The following is a 19,161-nucleotide window of genomic DNA, read 5'->3' on the forward strand; positions in this document are numbered from 1 at the left end:
TGTAACTGGGATAAATTATAGTGTGTTATTACTTTTAACTTGAAACAAAAGTATAACGAAACAGTTCATAAAAAAAGGGGATTAGAACCCATATTTACGGGTTAAAATCCCTTTGATAATTTTAAAATCTAACAAAATATGAAGTTTATTCCACTTTTATATAATTTTCTGATCTTGAATACTGTCCGTTTTCATCGATTGCAATTTGCTGATAAGAATTTTTATTCATGACTAGTTCAAATTTAAATACTTGGGTAGTGTCTACAATTTTCATCATTGGACCTGAAGCATATTCTAATCGCTCTTCTAAAATGGTTCCTTTTATGGTATATGTGCCATAACCGAACCATTCATTATTATCTGACGGATCGAAACGTGTCCACATCACTTTTCCCTTGCTATACATTTTTACTTGGCGATAACCATTGATATTATAGATAGTGTCCGAAATTTCATTATGATCATATAAAAACTGATGTTTTAAGTCCCACACACCTTCAAGGTTATATAAGTCCATAGTGCTACTAAAATTATGATTATCGAAGGTGTTAATTGAGAATAAGCTACAGGTAATTAAAAGGAAGAGTTTCATGATGGAATGATTTAATATTTGACCATCAATAAGTTACGAAAAAAACATGAATTTTTAAACTTAAAACTTCCTTTATAATTGAAATATATATGATTGTGAATAAGAATTTGATAACATCATAAAACAGTAGTGAAAAGTAGGCTTGTTAAAAAGTAAATTTGAACAATTAGAATTATGATATATTACTCGTTAATTATTGGCGGGGTAATTATTATTAAGAAATAAATAGTTTATGACCGAATATGTATTGCTTACCGATGATCAAACTTATTTTGTAGAGTATCTAATTGGAGAATTGGTTTTGTCTAATAGTATAAGTGAGGCGATGAAATTCAATGATGAACATTTAGCATTAAAATTCAAGAAAATGCTTCATAGCTCATGTAAACTTACTACTAGTGTAAATACTTATATAGAATAATGTTATCCGTATTTTATAATAGTGGAAAGGTTTTATTTTGGTAAAAAAACTACCTCTATAATGTATTTTATGTTTTTCCCATTTTTTTAATAGTTATCGTCTTTTTGTTGAATTTTATTTACGGTTTTGCCGTATTTGTAAAAAAATATTTAGTATTTAACTTTTTTCTTTAAAAAAAACATATATCTTGCCGTCGCATTAATAGTGAAATTTTCCTCGGAAAAAAATTAGTGTAGAACTAAGTAACTATGGTTCTTAATATATTATACAAACTCAACTACTTAAAATGAAGACGAATAAAATTAAACCACTTGGTTTGGTCAATTTTTTGCCCACCAAATCCTTCCGAAAAAAATATAGGACTTATTTTGATATACTCCATCAATAGGACTTTTTAAGGTTTTTATTTAACCATACGCTTTTAGATATTTTTATACTATTCTATACTATTAAAAATTTCTATGTTTTAGATTTTTTAAAATCCTTATCCTTTTCGAAAATTATTAACTTAAATAAACACAATATCTTTTGCTGTCTGCATAAGGTGTATCTTTTATAAACATTTTGCTACTATGTGAATACTAACTACATTCTTTTATTAGTAGTAAAACAAACTCAACTTAGAAATGAAAAAAATCAAATTATTAGCGCTTAGCGCTGTAGTGGCAGGATTAGTAATCTCTTGTCAGAAAAATGATGTTAATGAAGCTCAACCTGATTTAGCATCGGACTTATCAATTGAAGAAATAGAAGCTCTAACCAAGGCAGCTGTAAATCCTAATGGTGCTGTAAAAGAAATGATGACAGATTTAGATGGTAATGCTACCATGTATGTTATTTCTGGCGATATCGCTCTAGAGCGTAAAAAACTTTTAAATGGCGACTACGCTATGTTAGAAGGTGAAAACAACACTAAACAGTATAGAACTTTTAATTTAATTAGTGGTGCTAATACTACTATCGATATTTTAGGATATACAGGTTCTTGTTGTGCATTAACAACAAATATGCGTACCGGATTACAGTGGGCTGTAAATAACTATAATAGATTAAACACGAATCTAAATTTTAGATTAACGTTTGGATCTAATACAAATGGTGCTGATATGATTGTATTCAATCAAGGAGGAACTGGAGTTGGTGGTCGTGCTGATTTTCCAAGTGGTGGAAGACCTGGTCAATTAATTAGAATTGATGGAGGGTTAGCAAATAGTAATAATAACATCAATGAACATGTAATCACCCATGAAATAGGTCATGCTGTAGGTTTAAGACATACAGATTATGCGAGAAGAAGATGTGGAAATAACAACGAGCAAGATAGTGCTGAAGGTCAAGCTGCTGGAGCAATCAATATTCCAGGTACACCAACAGAAAACAGATGGGGCGCTGCTGGATTGGATTCCGGTTCTATCATGATTTCTTGTTATGATAACAGTACACAAGGAGAGTTCTCTAATTTTGATGTTGTAGCATTAGAGTTCTTGTACTAAGAAATAAGCAAAAGTGAAATAATTAAATAAAGATATACCTTATACAGACTAAGAGCCATCTCATTGTTGAGATGGCTCTTTTGCTTATTTATGATGTTATCTTCTGTGTTTTTATATACGTTTAAACACTGTTAAATAACTAAACATAGCTATTGATTTGTGCGGTAATTTAAAGTAAATACTTTATAATTAGTCAAATCCAATGATAATAGCTCATGTGGTTTTAATTAAAGACAAAATGGTATTACAATATTTACGTTTTGTATAGATTCATGGTGCTGATATTTGAATCTAACACTACCAATTGTAAACAAAAAAAAGACCACCTAATGGTAGCCTTTTTTGATATTATAAATTCTTTCTTCTTAGTTAGAAGATAACATTGCAAAGAATTTGTCAAGATTTGGTAATAATACAATTCTTGTACGTCTGTTGATTGCCATATTTTCTTCCGTGTCATTTTCAACTAATGGCTGGTAACTACTTCTTCCAGAAGCGATTAATTTAGCAGGATCTACATTATACTTATTTTGTAATAATCTAGTAATAGAAGTTGCTCTTTTAACACTTAAATCCCAGTTATCTTCTAATGCAGGAGTACTGATAGTTCTAGGATCTGTGTGTCCCTCAATCATTACATCAAGACTTGGCTCTGAGTTAATTACTTGAGCAAGTTTTTCAAGGATATCATTTGCCTTATTACTTACTCTGTAGCTTCCACTATTAAATAGCATCTTGTCCGAAATAGAGATCATTACTACCGTTTGATCAATATCGATAGAAATGTCTTCATCCTCTTTTAAGCTGTCATCCAATGAATTCTTCAAATTATGAGAAACTGCAAGATTCATTGAGTCTTGTAATGTTCTAGCACCTTGTAATTTTTCAGGACTAACCTGAGCAAGGGTTTCATTCATTTTCTTTTTGGTGTTGTTAGAGATTACAGCTAGGTCATCCACCATCACCATTTTTTCATTATTAGAGTCTCTTAAAGAGTTAATCTTTGCGTTATAATCAGCAACTCTTGCTTCAATTTTTGCAAATTTAGACTCAAGCTCTTCTTTCTCTACGGTAGTCTTCTGTAATGTACTACGCGTATTGTTTAGATCTTGCTCAAGAGCCAAATACTTCTTCTTTGATACACAAGAGGTAGTCATCAAGGCTCCAGATAATGCGATTAGTGTGAATACTTTTTTCATGGTTATTTAATTAATCTTTTATATGCTACCTAAAACTGATTGTGGAGCATTTTATTATAATTTTACCTACTAAACTTTTCACATTAAATTCTTAAAATATGTTAAAAAGTTTACATAAAAAATATATCCCGTATTGTTTTTACGGTAAATATATCAAGGCTTTTTGCGTAATATTTTGATTTTTAACCATTTGTTTGTTTAACTGCTTTTAAAAAAGAAATATTGTTATTAAATGAATAATTAATATTATTGTAACGCCTTAAACAAAATATCGTCTTACTTAAAAATAAAAGTGCTTTGAATAAAAATTACTTAGGATTTAAAATTTTTGACATTCATGTTTTTGAATAAAGGGAAACTCACGTTCTTATTAACTCTAGTCGGTATAGCTACTTCATCTTTGTTTGCACAATATTCCGATAATACTAAGGCTAAAGTTTTATTGGATTACAAGGAATTGGTCTTAGATGGTAAGAAGACATATTTGCCTATCTACAAGGTTAATCGGCAATATATTATTACTCAGAATAGCGAAGAAGTAGGAGTTATAAATAAGGAAATCATCACAAGCGTATATGATGAAAATTGGAACACCAAGGTTTTCAATACTTTTTTGAAAAAGAAATTCGATAAACGTCCTTTTTTACTTCATTTTAAAGATTCTGTATTCTCTTCACCTGTTGATCATAAAATGGTGGTTACCTCTAGGTATGGTTGGAGAAGAGGAAGAGCACATCAAGGTATAGATATTGATCTTCAGACAGGCGATAATGTAAAAGCATTGCTTAGTGGTAAAGTTAGATATGCAAGACGACATTCTGGTCATGGAAAAACGGTAGTTATAAGACATGAAAATGGTTTAGAAACCGTTTATGCTCATCTTTCTAAATATATGGTAAAAGAAAATGATCTTGTAGAAAAAGGACAAGTTATCGGTAAAGGTGGAGTATCTGGGAATGCTAGAGGAAGTCATTTACATTTGGAAGTGCGCTACCATGGTAAAAGCATACATCCTGAATATCTTTTTGATTTCTCTGAAAATACCAAAGTAAGGTCTGAACAAATTGCGGTTACCAAAAAGTGGATGACGCCTAGATCACATCGTTCTACAAGAAAAAGTAAAATAGTAGTTCAACAAACGATAGAGAAAATAATTGAAGAGCCAACTACTAAAAGTGTTTATGTTGTTCAGAAAGGAGATACATTGCATGGTATCGCTAGGAAACATGACATTGAAGTTTCGGAAATCTGTAAGATTAATGAAATAAGATATAATTCAGTACTAAATATCGGACAAGAAATAGTTATTTACTAAAAACTATTCGGTATATGTTTATGGATCATTTCTAATAAGATATTCTTATCATAAGGTTTTAATATATAGTCGTTTAAACCCGCTTGCATAATCTGTCTATTTAACTGAGTCACATCTACAGCAGTTAGTGCAATAATAGGTGTTTTATGATCAAATTCTCGTATTCTTTTTGTGGTTCCTATACCATTAAGTTTAGGCATGTTTATATCCATTAAAATAATGTCGTAAGAATTATCTTTGGCAAGTTCAATAGCATCAAACCCGTTATCTATTGTTGTGCATTCAAAATTTTCTTTGGATAAAATTTTATTTGCAACTAATAAATTTAGTTTATTGTCATCAACTATTAGTGCTTTTTGTTTTTCATTCCCTGTAGACTCATTATTTGTGCTCGCATTTTCGTTCACAGTTTCTAAGTCTACTACAAACGCATATTCAGATCCTGCATGAGAATTATTTTGTACGATAATTTCTCCTTCAATAGATTTAGCCAATCCTCTTACGATTAATGAATTAAGTCCACTTCCTAAATACGATTTTTTTACCTTATCAATATCAATAAACTCTTGGTATATAGATCTTTCATCTTCTTTTGTAATCTCGTTTCCATCATGCTTAATTTTAAAAGAAATATTATTCATACTTCCTTTTTTGGTAATTAAATTGACAGAAAAAACAATATTTCCATTTTTAGTAAAACGTAAGGCGTTACTAATCAAGTTCATTAAAATTTGTGAAAGAATAGAAGAATTTCCAATAAGCTTTTCTGGAATTTCATCATCGAACTCTAAATTTAGAGTATTACCACTATTTTCGGTAGCGTAACTAAAAGAATTAACCACATTTTGAGTTAGTTCTCTAAGATCAATCTGCTGCTTATCAACCTCTATTTTTTCAGTTTCCAGCACATTAACCTGTAATACATTATTGATGAGCGTTAATAGATAATCTCCAGAAAACTTTAAGGACTTAAGATTTTTATTATCCGACAATTCTGGGTGTTCATTTACCAAAATATTGGTTAATCCCATAATTCCGTATAACGGAGTTCTTAATTCTTGACTCAAAGAAGAAATAAACTCTTGATTTTTTTGTTCTTTTTTTTCTGTAGAACTAATTAAAGTACTTAACTCATCATTTTTTCGTTTAAGTTTAGATGCTAAACTGATATATCGAAAACCTAAAAAAATGACTACTGCTAAAAGAACAATTATTATAGGGAAAATATACATGGGTTGTTTTTTATAACAAAATAATAAATATCGGATTTATCTTACAAGTATCAACGGGTGTTTTTTTTGTTAATATGTGATTTTTGATGTTTTGTACGGTTTATTCGTAGTTTGGTAGAGTTTTTGAAAGTAATTAACAGAAAAAAGTAAGGGATTAGTTATCTTTAACGACTATATGGCATAAAGGAAGAATGAAGACGAAATCAACTGTTATATCGATATTTTTTTTGTGGTTTGTAGCTACGCTACAGGCACAAATAGAAAAACCTATTTCATCTTTACAAATAGACAAAAACAGTGATTTAAAAACCAGTACTTATAAACTTACTCCGGGTTTAACAAAACCTAAAAACAACTTTTCTTTATATACCAGCTTAGAAGATTCTATTCGATTTAATAGAACGCAGAAACCTTTTGATATGACAGGTAATAATGGACTTTTAAAACCAAATTTTAAGTCAGTTCCTAAGTGGTTTCAAAAAGATAAAGAAATAAAGGAAGAATATAAATCAGACCAGTACTTGGGTGATTTTAAAAGTAATTCAGAGTTTGTTTATCTTATTTATAGGGATCATGAATCAGTAGACGGAGATTTAGTACGAATCTTTTTGAACGATGATGTTATCCGTTCTAGTGTTTATTTAGATGCTGTTTTTCAGGGTTTTAAAATTGATCTTATAAAAGGTTTTAATAAAATTGATATTCAAGCTTTAAATCAAGGTACTTCTGGTCCAAATACCGCAGAATTCCAACTTCATGATGACCAGGGTAATATCATTACCGCTAATGAATGGAACCTTACAACAGGTGTAAAAGCTACTTTAATAGTAGTAAAGGAATAATTTTTTCATCCATTTTTATTCGACGATCTACCGTTTTTTTAAGTGGTTTCCACTACTTTTTATAACTTCATATAAAAGTTTTTACAATTTTTTTTAGAAATAATGTGATTTTTTAATCATAAGGTATACTTATATAGAAAATAGAATCTAAAAATGAGTAAGGAAGAAGAATTTACTCGCATTATTAAACAAAATGAAGGTGTTATTTTCAAAATAACAACCGTGTATACAGATCAATCTGAAGACCAACAGGATTTGTATCAGGAAATAGTGTATCAATTATGGAAAGCCTATGATAGTTTTAGAGGTGATGCCAAAATTAGTACCTGGATGTATAGAGTTGCCTTAAATACTGCAATAACTAGACTAAGAAAGGAAAAAAGAAAAGGAAGCAAAGTCGGGATTGATCAGGTAGTATTGAAACAGACAGAGAATTACGACACGGAATTCGAAGAGAAATTAAAGGTTGTATATGCTCATATAAAAATGCTTAATGATCTCGAAAAAGGTTTGATTTTATTACTATTAGAGGGAAAAAAGTACGAAGAGATAGCTACAATTACTGGATTAAGTGCTACGAATGTTGGAACACGTATTTCTAGAATAAAGCAAAAATTGAAGACGCAAATAATTAAAAAATAAATGGGGATGGAATTAGAGGAAATGCAAACAGTATGGTCTGATATAAGTGACCAATTAGAAAAACAAAAAAAATTAACCGATAAAATGATTATTATGATGACACAGGAACGATACAGAAAAAAATGGAACAAAATTGCCTATCCAGAGATTTTAGGAACTATTATTTGTTATGCAATGGCTATTTTAATAATTGTAAAGTTAAACACCCTTGATACTTGGTATAATGCAGTATTTGGAGTTAGTTGTGCCATTATATTATTAGTACTGCCAGTTTTGTCATTGCGATCCATTAATAAAATGAGTAGTATTAATTTTTATGAAAATACATATAAGGATACATTAATTACCTATACAAAACACAAAAAACAATTCCAATCACTTCAAAAAGCTTCATATTATTTGAGTTTTTTATTGATATTTTTAATTCTTCCGGTTACCTCAAAAATAATAGGAGGGAAGGACTTGTTTGATGATGTAGATAAACTTTGGTCAATAGCATTTTTTATACCTTTTGGGATTATCTTTTTCATATTCTTCGCAAAGTGGGTAAAAAAGATATATGGTAAAAACATGGAAGCAGCAGAGAATATCCTTAAAGATCTAGAGGAATAAGATGTAGATAGCTTTATACAAAACAAAAGCAGTATTAATTTAAATACTGCTTTTGTTTAAAAGGAATTATAGGTTTTATGAAATCCATCCTTTATTGTTTGCATATGTAGAGAACCAAATTAAGAATGCTCCAAATACCACAATACAAATAGGCATATAAATTCGTTGACCAGTTAATGCTACAAAATCCTGAATAAAGAAATTATAAAATTGTTGGGCAAGTACAGTTACTAAGGAAATGATAAACAATATGATAGCCCATTTTTTCTTTATTAGTAATGCAATAGATCCAAGAGTTCCAGAAAACACAGCTATTGCAAAAACGGCAGTTACCCAAGCGGGAATATTGTTATAAAAGTTTTGATCTGCTTCTGGCATCGTTTTTAAGATCTCATCAGTCATGTATGCCTGTGCCAAATAGGCCATCACTCCCATAAGATTCCATAATAATGCAATAACGCTTATAATCCAGAACCATATGGGGATTTTGATATTTGTATTCATAATTGATTGGTTATTAAGTTGTTTTGTAAAAACAATGTAGTTATAAACATTGTAATACCAAAATTATGTATTACGTCTATAGAATTATTACTCGTTTAATCTTTTATTTTATGTAAACAACAGTTAGTTTTTGTAAATTTAAAAACTAACTAATTTTTATAATATGAATCTCTTAAGGCAATGGAACAAAGTATATCGTGTATGCTGTTTATTATTGATTAGTGTAATGATTTTATCAGTATCGTCTTGCAATAATAGAGAAGAGGTATTTGACAAGCATTTTGTTCATTCAGTATATATTTGGCTTAAAAATCCAAATAATCCAGACGATAGAAAGAAATTTGAAGTTGCGTTAGATAAATTTTTAAAAACCTCTAAATACGCAAAAACCAATTTTGTGGGAACTCCGGCAGGAACAGATAGGGAAGTAGTAGATAATACCTATACCTATAATATTGTTGTAACTTTTTCTTCTAAAGAAGAACAGGATTTATACCAAAAAGAAGATGCTCATCTTTTATTTATTGAAGAAGCTTCTTCTCTTTGGAATAAGGTACAAATATATGATGCTATTGGCTTGAATTAGATCTTATGCTATTAAGAACTTTGATCTAAATAAGATCCTAAATTGTCTAGGGAGTCATCCCAGAATTTTTCATAGAATTTTAGCCATTTGCTAACTTCTATTAGTGGTTTGGTATCCGCACTACAAAAGCGTTCTCTCCCTCTTGTACTTATAGTAATCAGACCGGCATCTTCAAGCGTTTTTAAATGTTTAGTAACTCCCTGTCGACTGATGTCGAATTGACTAGATACCTGAGTGATAGGAAGCGCGGTTGCTGTAACAACAAGAGCGTGAAAAATTTCGCGTCTTGTGGGATCTGCAATAGCCTTCAATATACGAGTGATTTTATCCTGCATGAACTTCTTGAATTAAATAATTTAAAAGACCAGTTAAGCAGTTATCCCATCCACCATTAAAACTGGTATACATCTCAATAGCTGTTGTACCAGCATAATTAGAAATCCCAGAATGTTCTAATACCAATTTAGTGCCTTCAGAAGTTTCAGTAAGTTCCCATTTCACTATGGTATCTACGTCGGTACCTTCAATTTTCCAAGTATAGATAAGGGTGTAAGGGGTTGCTTGTTTAATAATACCAATAATAGGTTCGCAATTTTCTTTATCTGGTGAGTTAAAGGTATAATGGTAACCTATTTCAGCATTGAAATCAGCAGGTAGAAACCAATTGGATATTTCTTCTTGTTTGGTAATAGCATTCCATATTTTGTCAATTGGATGTTTAAGAATACGTTCTTTGATAATTCGATCTTTCATGATGTTCGTTTTTTAAATGATTAATATTACGCAACTTTATGGTTGCTAATTTAATCAAAATTCTGCAATGCGCAACATTTTGGTTGCATTTATTTTAAATAGTACTCAAGTATTATCTATATTGATATGGTGTAAGTTAGCTTTATATCTCTGTAGTTACTCTTTACCAGTTGTTCCATACCATTTAGCAATAGTATTTTCTGCGGGTTTAAATCTTGGAGAAAAATCTAAATTGGTAGGCGCATTATCTTTTTTAGATTGTATGTTCCATTGCCAAATATATGATCCTGCAAACCAATCTTTGTCCCAAAATTCTTCAAAAAGCGCTTGGTAGGCGAGTTGTTGTGTTTTGTCAGACTTTTGCTTAGATAAGATACTAAATGCTGATCCCCATTCCCAAGGTTTAATGGTAGCAGAAACTTCGCTTTTATAACCTACTTCAGTAAACAAGATTGGTTTATCATGTTTTTTAGATAAACTTGATAGCGTTTTTGTATATCTTTCCCAACCCTTTTTGATTACATCTAGATCCGGTGATGAGACTTCAGTTAAAGGAAAATACGCCTGGATACCAATGTAATCTAATTCATCCCAAAATTCAACATTCTCAAACTCACCATCCCAATTCGCCGCATACGTTAGCTTACCTTGATATACATTTTTAATTTCTTTAACTAATTCGATCCATTTTTTTGGTTGATTTTCCAATGAACTTCTCAATTCTGTGCCAATACAAAATAATTCAACATTTGTATCTGCTGCCATTTTAGCGTAATGCAGCATATTTTTACGATAAGACTCAAACCAAATATCCCAGTTCTCTTTCTTAGTATGGTTTATATTGGATCTCCAACCAGTACCTAACCACAGGTGTGGTTTTAGCATGACGTGTATGTTATTCTCTCGGAGTGCTGTTATGGTTCTTAGATGAAGACTATCTCTTCTTGACCATTTACCAATTTCTTTAGGAATCCGCATTTCCAAGGATTCTTCGTCTTCTTGATCTAAAAATGGGACTACTGCTACCCATTCTATGTTCGTTTTAATAAGATCATCAATTGCATCAAAATCTTCATTAAACCAACCAAAAACACTCATACCGCGATGTTTTCCATCCTTTTGATACAAATCTTTAGAGATTCCTGTATTGTTTTCAACCGTTTGTATCCAATTGTAATCAAAATTCTCAAAACTGTTTTTAAAGATTAAGAGTTTATAAATTCCAAAAATTAAAACTAAAGGCATCAGAAGTCGTACTGAAAATTGTTTAGACATTATTTTGAAACCTCTTTTTTTGTAAACTCTTATAAAATATCTTAAGACTAAATAGATTAGAAATAATATCACAAAGAAAATGTGTATTACAATGGCAAACCTTGTTTTAACCAAAGCATTTCCAAATATTTCGAAAGATTCTGAAAATGTAAGCCCTTGATTCATAGCGCCAATTATAACAAGTGTTAGGCTAAGAAACCAAGTGAATATATATACCAATAATGCAGGAAAAATTTCTTTTTTTATATTATTTATTTTCTTCATTTATTTAAATGCAACCAGGTAATAATTATTTGTTTTTATGACTAATGTAGGATATAGTTCTCTTCATTATGTTATATAAGAAGCTTTAGATCATAAATTGTTACAGTTCATAATGTAAAAGTATTTTCCCATAAAAATTCATCAACTTTAATCGTCTCAATTTTCTTTTCATTTATCTTTGCAAAAGATATGAGATTTTTTTGTGTCCTTTTATCGATTTTCATAGTTGGTTTAACAATAAAACCATGCGAAGATGCTTTTGAGATAAATGAAGAGGGTAAATTTTCATTTTATGGAGATCATGATCATTCTCATGATGAGGAAGATTCTTGTTCGGAGCTTTGCATATGTCTATGTTGTGGGGTAACCATTACCTATGAATTACAAAAACAATATGTTTTAGAAATAAAACCTGAAATTATTTCTAAAGATGATTTCACAATTCAACCACAATATATATATCACTTTCTTTCTGATATATGGCAGCCGCCACGGTTTATGTCCTAATTTTTAATTGAATTCATTCGAATTCTATTTATAGATACATAAACTAATTTTAATTTTTATTTCATAATGAAAAATACAATATGGAGTATCATACTCCTTGTTTTCTCATTTGCATATGTAAATGGGCAAACACATAGTATTACGATAAAGGTATTATCAGAAGATACAAATGAACCACTAATTGGTGCAACAGTTTATTTAAAAGATATAGATAAAGGTAGTATCACTGACTTAGATGGTATTGCGGTAATAAATGATATTCCAAAAGGAACATACGCGTATAAAGTGTCTTTTTTGGGTTTTAAATCTATTGAAAACACAATTGAAATACCTTATCCAGAGATCTTAACAGTTTATCTTCATGAGGATGGAGAAGCGCTAGAAGAAGTAATTTTGGAATCTAATCGTAGCACAAGAACTTTTAAAAGAATTCCTACTAGAATTGAATTTATTGGAGGAGAAGAGTTAAGCGAAAAGAATGCAATGAATGCTACAAATATTTCTATGGTATTGAGAGAAAGTACAGGAATACAAATGCAACAAACTTCATTAAGTAGTGGCAATGCTAATATTAGAATTCAAGGTCTTGATGGAAGATATACACAACTTCTAAGAGATGGTTTTCCTTTGTATTCAGGTTTTTCTAGAGGTTTAAGTATTCTACATATTCCTCCTTTAGATCTAAAGCAGTTTGAGATTATTAAAGGAAGTTCTTCTACACTTTATGGTGGTGGTGCCATCGCTGGTTTGGTAAATTTAATTTCTAAAACACCAGAAGAAGAGCCAGATATGGATATTATGTTAACACAGACTCATGCTTTAGGAACTACAGGAAATGTGTTTTATAGTAAAAGGAATGAAAAGTTTGGAGTCACTTTATACGGATCTGGTCATTACCAAAAGGCTTTTGATCCAGATGATGATGAGTTTAGTAATCTTCCTGAAACAAAATCAATTGCTATTAACCCAAAGTTTTTTTATTATCCATCGGATAAAACAACCTTTTGGTTCGGAGTCAATGCCACCTATGATGATAGGTTGGGAGGTAATTTAGATGCTATAGAAAATAATGCAGATAATCTATATACTGAAGAAAATATTTCAAGACGTTTAAGTACACAAACCTTATACAAAAGTAACATTGATGCTGAAAAATCATTTTATATCAAAAATAGTTTTTCCTATTTCGATAGGGATTTAACTGTACCTACCATTAATTTTAAAGGAAACCAGTTAAACTCATTTACAGAGGCTGTTTATAAGAATATAGGAGAAAGAACAGACTGGGTTTTTGGAGCTAATTTGTATACTACTGATTTTGACGAAGAGTCAATAGGTCTGCAGCGTGATCAAAGTGATCTTACTGCTGGATTATTTGTAAATAATATCTATGATTTTACTGATGATTGGATATTAGAAACAGGTTTTAGAGCAGATTATGCTCAGGATTGGGGCTTTTTTCCACTACCAAAAATTTCATTACTATATAAGGCTAATCAGTCATTCTCCAGTAGAATTGGTGGAGGATTAGGATATAAAATCCCAGATATATTTACCGAAGAAGCAGAATTTATCAATTTTAATAATATACTAGGTATTGCTAAGGATAATTTAGAGGCTGAAAGATCTTATGGCGTAAATCTTGATTTTAACTACGAAACTTATCTAACTGATGAGATAAATTTTTCGGTAAATCAACTGTTCTACATTACTGCTATTCAGAAGGGATTGTTACTTACAAATACGGGTACTGGATTTTTTCAATATGAAAATGCTGATGATAATATTGTAAGTAGGGGAGCTGAAACTAATATAAAGTTCAGTTATAGAGATTTTAGATGGTTTCTGAACTACGCATTTATTGATACTAGGTTAAATTATCTAGATGGTAATCCACAAAAGCCTTTGACTGCAAGACATAACGCTGGTAGTGTTATCATGTATGAAAATGAAAAATGGAGATTAGGTTTTGAATCGTATTATATTGGAAGACAATTATTATCTGATGGAACTGAAACTACCGATTTTATTAAAATGGGGCTTTTAGGAATGCGTAATTTTAATTGGGCCACCGTTTTTGTGAATTTTGAAAATTTTACCGATCGAAGACAGAGTAGATTTTCTCCATTAGTTTCAGGATCAAATGATAATCCAACTTTTGCAGAAATTTATGCGCCAACCGATGGTTTTATCCTAAGTGTTGGTATTATTATTAAACCATTTGGTCAAAAACATCATCATTAATATATTCTAGAACATAGAACATCTTAGTTGTGGTTATAGTAAGATGTTCTATGTTTTTGAGTATTCACTTGTTTTTTTACTCCTAACGAGATAAAGGAGTCTAGTTTTTAGTAGTTACTTCTAACTTATACCCAACACCATGAATGTTTACAATCTTAACTTCAGCATTGTTAGTTAATTTTTTACGCAATTTAGAAATAAACATATCCAAACTTCTACCAACGATAACTCCATTATCTTCCCAAACTTCTTTGATAAGTTGTTCTCTTTTTACAATCTGATTCGGTTGACGGGCAAGTAGGTTTAAAATTTCACTTTCTTTAGTTGTTAAACTAATTTCGGTTTCATCTTTAACTAGCTTTTGTTGGTCCGGAAAAAATAGAAATTCTCCAATAATCCTGTGATTAGAGTTCACTTCTGTAGTGTTATTTTGTTCTTTTCTTTTGAAAAATGTCAAGCTAGACATTGCAATCAAAAGTAAAACTAATAGAGAAAAAGTATATACATTACCTACACTACCATATAAAGAGTGATCGGTATCATCTAGCATCATTACTTTGATGGTATAGCAGCTTTCTGGAAGATTTCTACCGATACAAGAAATACTATTTTCTTCAATAGGTCTTAACACTTCATAGCTGTAAGACACTTCTTTAGTAGTACAATCTATTAGTTCTGTAATGTAATTTTGTGGAAGTTTCGTTTTTTTCAATTCTACATCTATAATCTCTACCAATTCTTCAGGGTTAATGGCAATTTCCTTTTGAAAAGATATTTCATATGTTTTATCAGATACTCTTTTTATTGGTAATACCAAGGAAGTAGTATCATTATTTTTTAGCAGCAATTGATTTCCAACTGACCTCAAAGCTACTTTTACTTTTTCTGGATAGAATGATATTTTTTTTGAGGAGAAACTAAATACCGTTATACAGCCAACTAATACAATAAGAAGAATAGCTACAACTTTTACCTTTTTTTTCATGAATATGGCTTATTACTCTAATATTTACATATTATTTACAATTGTGATACACTTTTTTACAACTCATTTATATAGGTAAGCGTATACCAAAACTACTTTAGCTTAAAGTAATCAAAAAATAATATCTATGAAGACTAAAGTAAGAATTCAAGCGAATAAATTGAGTGATTTATTTGTTAAAATCTATCTATCCATAATTACAATTACATCGCTATATGCTTGTTCGGAATCAAATGATTATATAACAACAGACTCAGGATTGAAATATAAAATTACAAAAGCGGGCAATGGGCCTAAAGTAATTGCTGGTCAGGAAGTGCTAATCCACGAGACAACGAGATATATGAATGATTCTCTTGTATATACTTCTAGAAGTAGACAAAATCCATTAAAAATTTTAGTAGGGGGAAATCAGGTGATTAAAGGAGTAGAAGAAGGTTTACTTGGAATGCAAAAAGGTGAAATTAAGGAATTAATAGTTCCTCCAGCTTTAAGTAAAAGAACAGGTAATATAACATTTCCCCATCCAGACTCTACATTACACTATGATATTGAATTAATAGATATTATAGATCAAAATCCAACATCATTATTAGATTCGATCACTGTAATGAAAATATCAGTGGATAGTAGCTCACTCAGATGGGAAGGATTTAATAAACTACATACAGGTGGTCATTATGGTACTGTTAAATTTTCAAGTGGCGAATTTTATAAAAAGGACGATAAAATTGTAGGAGGAGAGTTTATTGTAGATATGAATACTATTGTAAATATAGATGGTGGTTATAATGAGGGATTAGTAGATCATTTAAAAAATGAAGACTTCTTTGATACAGAGAAATATCCAATCGCTAGGCTTTATATCAGAGAAGTACTGTACAAGACTAATTCTGAAGTAACAATACAAGCAGATTTAATGATAAAAGACATCAATAACACGATATCATTTGATGCCAATATCGATGAAAATGATAGTAGAGTAAAGTTTCAAACAAAGTTTGCAATTGATAGAACAAAATGGGGTATAACGCATGCTTCAGGAAGTATTTTTGGTGGTGTAGCGGATAATCTTTTATCTGATGAAGTACAATTTGACGTGGTAATTTTAACAGAATAAAATCTCTAAAAATCAAATAGATTCTGTGTAATTGACAAACCATAAAAAAATCCTGACATATTTTATGATAAATAATCTGCATAAATCCATAAAAGGAGTTAGTTTTGCAGCCCTAGAAATAAGAAAATATGTCGGATTCAACTACGGAATTACAGGAAAAAAAGACTGGTAAGGATTTATATAGTTATCAAAAAGGTGCTATAAATAAAATTTTTAAGTGTTTTGAAGATGCTAGAGAGGATTATCATTTGTTGTACCAATTACCTACAGGTGGAGGAAAAACAGTTATTTTTTCCGAGATTGTTAGGCAATATCTAAAACACCATAATAAGAAGGTATTGGTGATGACCCACCGTATAGAGCTATGTAAACAAACATCTAGTATGCTTACTGGTTTTGGAGTGGTGAATAAAGTAGTTGATAGTAAAGCGAATTTAGATGATCAAGCTAATTATAGCTGTTTTGTAGCAATGGTGGAAACCTTAAATAATAGGTTGAATGAAGACAAATTAGATATTTCTGATATAGGATTAGTGATTATTGATGAGGCCCATTATAATTCATTTACCAAATTATTTAAGTTTTTTGAAAGATCTTTCATCTTAGGAGTAACGGCAACTCCATTGAGTTCTAATGTAAAACTACCAATGAAAGATAATTATGATGAATTAATTGTTGGTGAAACGATAGAATCTCTAATAGAGAATGAGTTTTTGGCTAGAGCAGAAGTGTTTGCCTATAATATGGGACTTACCTCTTTAGAGGTTGGATCCAATGGAGATTATACGGTGAAATCTTCTGAAGATTTATATACCAATAGTTCTATGCTGGGTCAATTAGTACAGGCATATGAAAAACATTCTAAAGGTAAAAAGACCTTAATCTTTAATAATGGAATTAACACATCCTTGCATGTATATGATACGTTTAGGTCTGCTGGATATGCTATTGCTCATTTAGATAATACAGCAACAAAAAAACAGCGTAAACAAATATTGAAATGGTTTAAAGAAACTCCCGATGCTATTCTTACGTCTGTAAGTATTCTTACTACAGGTTTTGATGAGCCTACAGTAGATACTATTATTTTAAATCGGGCGACCAAATCCTTGACTTTATATTATCAAATGATCGGAAGAGGATCACGTATACTCAAAAATAAATCAACATTTAATGTGATTGATTTAGGAAATAACTATCATAGGTTTGGACCTTGGGGAGCAGATTTAGATTGGCAAAAAATATTCAATTCTCCTGATTATTATATGGATAAACTTCTTAATGATGAGGAAATTGAAAGTAAGTTTAAACATGAAATGCCAGAAGAGTTAAGAGCAGAATTTGCAAACTCTAAGGAAGTATATTTCGATATTAAAGAAACTTATAAAGATTCTGTACGAAACGGAGAGTCATCAAAGGTTGTACTGGAAAGATCTATTGCTCAGCATGCCAAAATATGCATAGAGAATAGCGAAGATGTGTATGATGCTATTGCACTTGCAAAAATGTTAGGTGATGATATAGATCACAGAATTCAGAGTTATGCAAAATGTATAAGCAGAAGCACCCATAATTTTTTATCTTGGTTAAAAGATGATTATAGAAAAAAATTGAATGCTTATTTACGTGAAAACTTCGATGAAAAATTTGAAGAAATACACGGAAGACCACCAGAATAGGGGTGGTTTAAATTTCTGGGAATTTCCAGGCGATAAACCGACTTATTTTGTTTCCAATGGGCATGTCAACAGTTTTGTAGTTTGCTTTTAGTTTATCGAGTTGTTTATGAATTTTTTTTAAGTTTTCTTTTTTCGAAACCAATGATGTGAACCATCCTACTTGATTTCTATAGGATACGCTTTGTTTAATCATTCGTTTTGTAAAGAGTGCTTCGCCACCATTACACCATAATTCGTTTGCTTGCCCGCCGAAATTAAGATTAGACTTTCTGATCTTTAGGTTTTTAAGTTTCATAAGAGTGCCTTTGGTTGCTTCTTGTTCTGAAGAATGAAAAGGAGGATTGCACATCGTAAAATGATAGTACTCATTTGTTTTTATGATGTTTTCAAAAATAAATGCATTATCCGTTTGATGTCTAATCTCAATTTTTTTATCCAGATTAGGTGTTAGTTGAATATTATTTCTTGCACTCGATATGGCAGTAGGGTTTATATCTGAACCTACCATTTTCCAATTATATATTTGAGATCCCAGAATTGGATAAATACAGTTAGCTCCAACTCCTATGTCTAAACCTTTAATAGGAGCGTTGATATTTTTATATTCGATTAAATCAGCAATATGATGAATATACTCAGCTCGACCTGGTATTGGAGGACATAGATACCCTTCTGGGATATCCCAATCTTTCAGATTATAATGATGAATTAATATAGCTCTATTTAATTCTTTTACAGATTTTGGATCTGAAAAATCGATAGTCCGAGAACCTTTAGGGTTAAAAATAACATATTTTTTCAGTCCGTTATTAGCTATACAGAGTTTATCAAAGTTATAAGGTGAATTATGAATGTTATTTGAGTGCATAATTTGACTAAAGCTTTTTCAAAGCTAA

At 30.6% G+C, this 19,161-nt stretch carries 20 protein-coding genes; 11 read left to right on the forward strand and 9 right to left on the reverse strand.

Annotation, left to right across the window (positions count from 1 at the left end):
• Positions 1 to 145 precede the first annotated feature (145 nt).
• Entirely contained in the window at positions 146 to 592 is a 447-nt protein-coding gene (locus tag Q1B37_RS05535) for a hypothetical protein (RefSeq protein ID WP_299601670.1), read from the reverse strand.
• 232 nt (positions 593 to 824) lie between these two features.
• Here Q1B37_RS05535 and Q1B37_RS05540 point away from each other — a divergent pair, with 232 nt between their 5' ends.
• On the forward strand, positions 825 to 1,013 hold the full coding sequence (locus tag Q1B37_RS05540; protein WP_299601668.1) for a hypothetical protein: 189 nt from the start codon (positions 825 to 827) through the stop codon (positions 1,011 to 1,013).
• Positions 1,014 to 1,639: 626 nt separating this feature from the next.
• Positions 1,640 to 2,506 (forward strand): M57 family metalloprotease, encoded by an 867-nt coding sequence (locus tag Q1B37_RS05545; RefSeq protein WP_299896428.1) that lies wholly within the window; start codon positions 1,640 to 1,642, stop codon positions 2,504 to 2,506.
• 365 nt (positions 2,507 to 2,871) lie between these two features.
• On the opposite strand, the gene Q1B37_RS05550 is transcribed toward Q1B37_RS05545, so the two are convergent.
• On the reverse strand, positions 2,872 to 3,705 hold the full coding sequence (locus tag Q1B37_RS05550) for an OmpA family protein (protein ID WP_299601663.1): 834 nt from the start codon (positions 3,703 to 3,705) through the stop codon (positions 2,872 to 2,874).
• Between the two features lie 337 nt (positions 3,706 to 4,042).
• Here Q1B37_RS05550 and Q1B37_RS05555 point away from each other — a divergent pair, with 337 nt between their 5' ends.
• Positions 4,043 to 5,020, forward strand: a complete 978-nt coding sequence (locus tag Q1B37_RS05555; RefSeq protein WP_299896429.1) for a M23 family metallopeptidase — start codon at positions 4,043 to 4,045, stop codon at positions 5,018 to 5,020.
• On the opposite strand, the gene Q1B37_RS05560 is transcribed toward Q1B37_RS05555, so the two are convergent.
• Complete coding sequence (locus Q1B37_RS05560; protein ID WP_299601658.1) at positions 5,017 to 6,252, reverse strand: response regulator; 1,236 nt, start codon at positions 6,250 to 6,252, stop codon at positions 5,017 to 5,019. The two genes, Q1B37_RS05555 and Q1B37_RS05560, sit on opposite strands and share 4 nt — an antisense overlap.
• Positions 6,253 to 6,443: 191 nt before the next feature.
• On the opposite strand from Q1B37_RS05560, the gene Q1B37_RS05565 reads away from it, so the two are divergent.
• The 3 genes from Q1B37_RS05565 (at position 6,444) to Q1B37_RS05575 (ending at position 8,348) form a co-directional block, all read left to right on the forward strand.
• Positions 6,444 to 7,094: a hypothetical protein gene (locus tag Q1B37_RS05565; protein WP_299601655.1), complete on the forward strand. Its 651-nt coding sequence runs from the start codon at positions 6,444 to 6,446 to the stop codon at positions 7,092 to 7,094.
• 153 nt (positions 7,095 to 7,247) lie between these two features.
• The gene (locus tag Q1B37_RS05570; protein ID WP_299601652.1) at positions 7,248 to 7,736 is read left to right on the forward strand and encodes a sigma-70 family RNA polymerase sigma factor; all 489 of its coding nucleotides are present in this window, start codon (positions 7,248 to 7,250) and stop codon (positions 7,734 to 7,736) included.
• Between the two features lie 6 nt (positions 7,737 to 7,742).
• On the forward strand, positions 7,743 to 8,348 hold the full coding sequence (locus tag Q1B37_RS05575; RefSeq protein WP_299601650.1) for a hypothetical protein: 606 nt from the start codon (positions 7,743 to 7,745) through the stop codon (positions 8,346 to 8,348).
• A 75-nt stretch (positions 8,349 to 8,423) separates the two neighbouring features.
• Here Q1B37_RS05575 and Q1B37_RS05580 read toward each other — a convergent pair whose 3' ends face one another.
• Positions 8,424 to 8,852 (reverse strand): hypothetical protein, encoded by a 429-nt coding sequence (locus Q1B37_RS05580; RefSeq protein ID WP_299896431.1) that lies wholly within the window; start codon positions 8,850 to 8,852, stop codon positions 8,424 to 8,426.
• Positions 8,853 to 9,015: 163 nt separating this feature from the next.
• On the opposite strand from Q1B37_RS05580, the gene Q1B37_RS05585 reads away from it, so the two are divergent.
• On the forward strand, positions 9,016 to 9,438 hold the full coding sequence (locus tag Q1B37_RS05585; protein ID WP_299896434.1) for a Dabb family protein: 423 nt from the start codon (positions 9,016 to 9,018) through the stop codon (positions 9,436 to 9,438).
• Between the two features lie 11 nt (positions 9,439 to 9,449).
• Here the strand turns inward: Q1B37_RS05585 and Q1B37_RS05590 are convergent, their stop codons facing one another.
• The 3 genes from Q1B37_RS05590 to Q1B37_RS05600 all read right to left on the reverse strand — a co-directional run bounded on the left by Q1B37_RS05590 (position 9,450) and on the right by Q1B37_RS05600 (position 11,730).
• Complete coding sequence (locus Q1B37_RS05590; RefSeq protein WP_299896437.1) at positions 9,450 to 9,749, reverse strand: metalloregulator ArsR/SmtB family transcription factor; 300 nt, start codon at positions 9,747 to 9,749, stop codon at positions 9,450 to 9,452.
• A 13-nt stretch (positions 9,750 to 9,762) separates the two neighbouring features.
• Positions 9,763 to 10,191, reverse strand: a complete 429-nt coding sequence (locus Q1B37_RS05595; RefSeq protein WP_299896440.1) for an SRPBCC domain-containing protein — start codon at positions 10,189 to 10,191, stop codon at positions 9,763 to 9,765.
• Positions 10,192 to 10,347: 156 nt separating this feature from the next.
• Entirely contained in the window at positions 10,348 to 11,730 is a 1,383-nt protein-coding gene (locus Q1B37_RS05600) for a hypothetical protein (protein WP_299896443.1), read from the reverse strand.
• A 189-nt stretch (positions 11,731 to 11,919) separates the two neighbouring features.
• Between Q1B37_RS05600 and Q1B37_RS05605 the strand changes: the two genes are divergently transcribed.
• Both Q1B37_RS05605 and Q1B37_RS05610 read left to right on the forward strand, forming a co-directional pair.
• The gene (locus Q1B37_RS05605; RefSeq protein ID WP_299896446.1) at positions 11,920 to 12,237 is read left to right on the forward strand and encodes a DUF6660 family protein; all 318 of its coding nucleotides are present in this window, start codon (positions 11,920 to 11,922) and stop codon (positions 12,235 to 12,237) included.
• A 66-nt stretch (positions 12,238 to 12,303) separates the two neighbouring features.
• Positions 12,304 to 14,481 (forward strand): TonB-dependent receptor, encoded by a 2,178-nt coding sequence (locus tag Q1B37_RS05610; RefSeq protein ID WP_299896449.1) that lies wholly within the window; start codon positions 12,304 to 12,306, stop codon positions 14,479 to 14,481.
• 100 nt (positions 14,482 to 14,581) lie between these two features.
• Here Q1B37_RS05610 and Q1B37_RS05615 read toward each other — a convergent pair whose 3' ends face one another.
• Entirely contained in the window at positions 14,582 to 15,466 is an 885-nt protein-coding gene (locus Q1B37_RS05615) for a winged helix-turn-helix domain-containing protein (RefSeq protein ID WP_299896450.1), read from the reverse strand.
• A gap of 127 nt (positions 15,467 to 15,593) precedes the next feature.
• On the opposite strand from Q1B37_RS05615, the gene Q1B37_RS05620 reads away from it, so the two are divergent.
• The gene (locus tag Q1B37_RS05620; RefSeq protein WP_299896453.1) at positions 15,594 to 16,586 is read left to right on the forward strand and encodes a YceI family protein; all 993 of its coding nucleotides are present in this window, start codon (positions 15,594 to 15,596) and stop codon (positions 16,584 to 16,586) included.
• 128 nt (positions 16,587 to 16,714) lie between these two features.
• Positions 16,715 to 18,265 (forward strand): DEAD/DEAH box helicase, encoded by a 1,551-nt coding sequence (locus tag Q1B37_RS05625; protein ID WP_299601608.1) that lies wholly within the window; start codon positions 16,715 to 16,717, stop codon positions 18,263 to 18,265.
• Positions 18,266 to 18,272: 7 nt separating this feature from the next.
• Here the strand turns inward: Q1B37_RS05625 and rlmF are convergent, their stop codons facing one another.
• Entirely contained in the window at positions 18,273 to 19,133 is an 861-nt protein-coding gene (rlmF, locus tag Q1B37_RS05630; RefSeq protein ID WP_299896455.1) for a 23S rRNA (adenine(1618)-N(6))-methyltransferase RlmF, read from the reverse strand.
• Between the last annotated feature and the right edge of the window lie 28 nt (positions 19,134 to 19,161).

Source organism: uncultured Aquimarina sp., from assembly GCF_947492965.1.
Classification (GTDB): Bacteria; Bacteroidota; Bacteroidia; order Flavobacteriales; family Flavobacteriaceae; genus Aquimarina.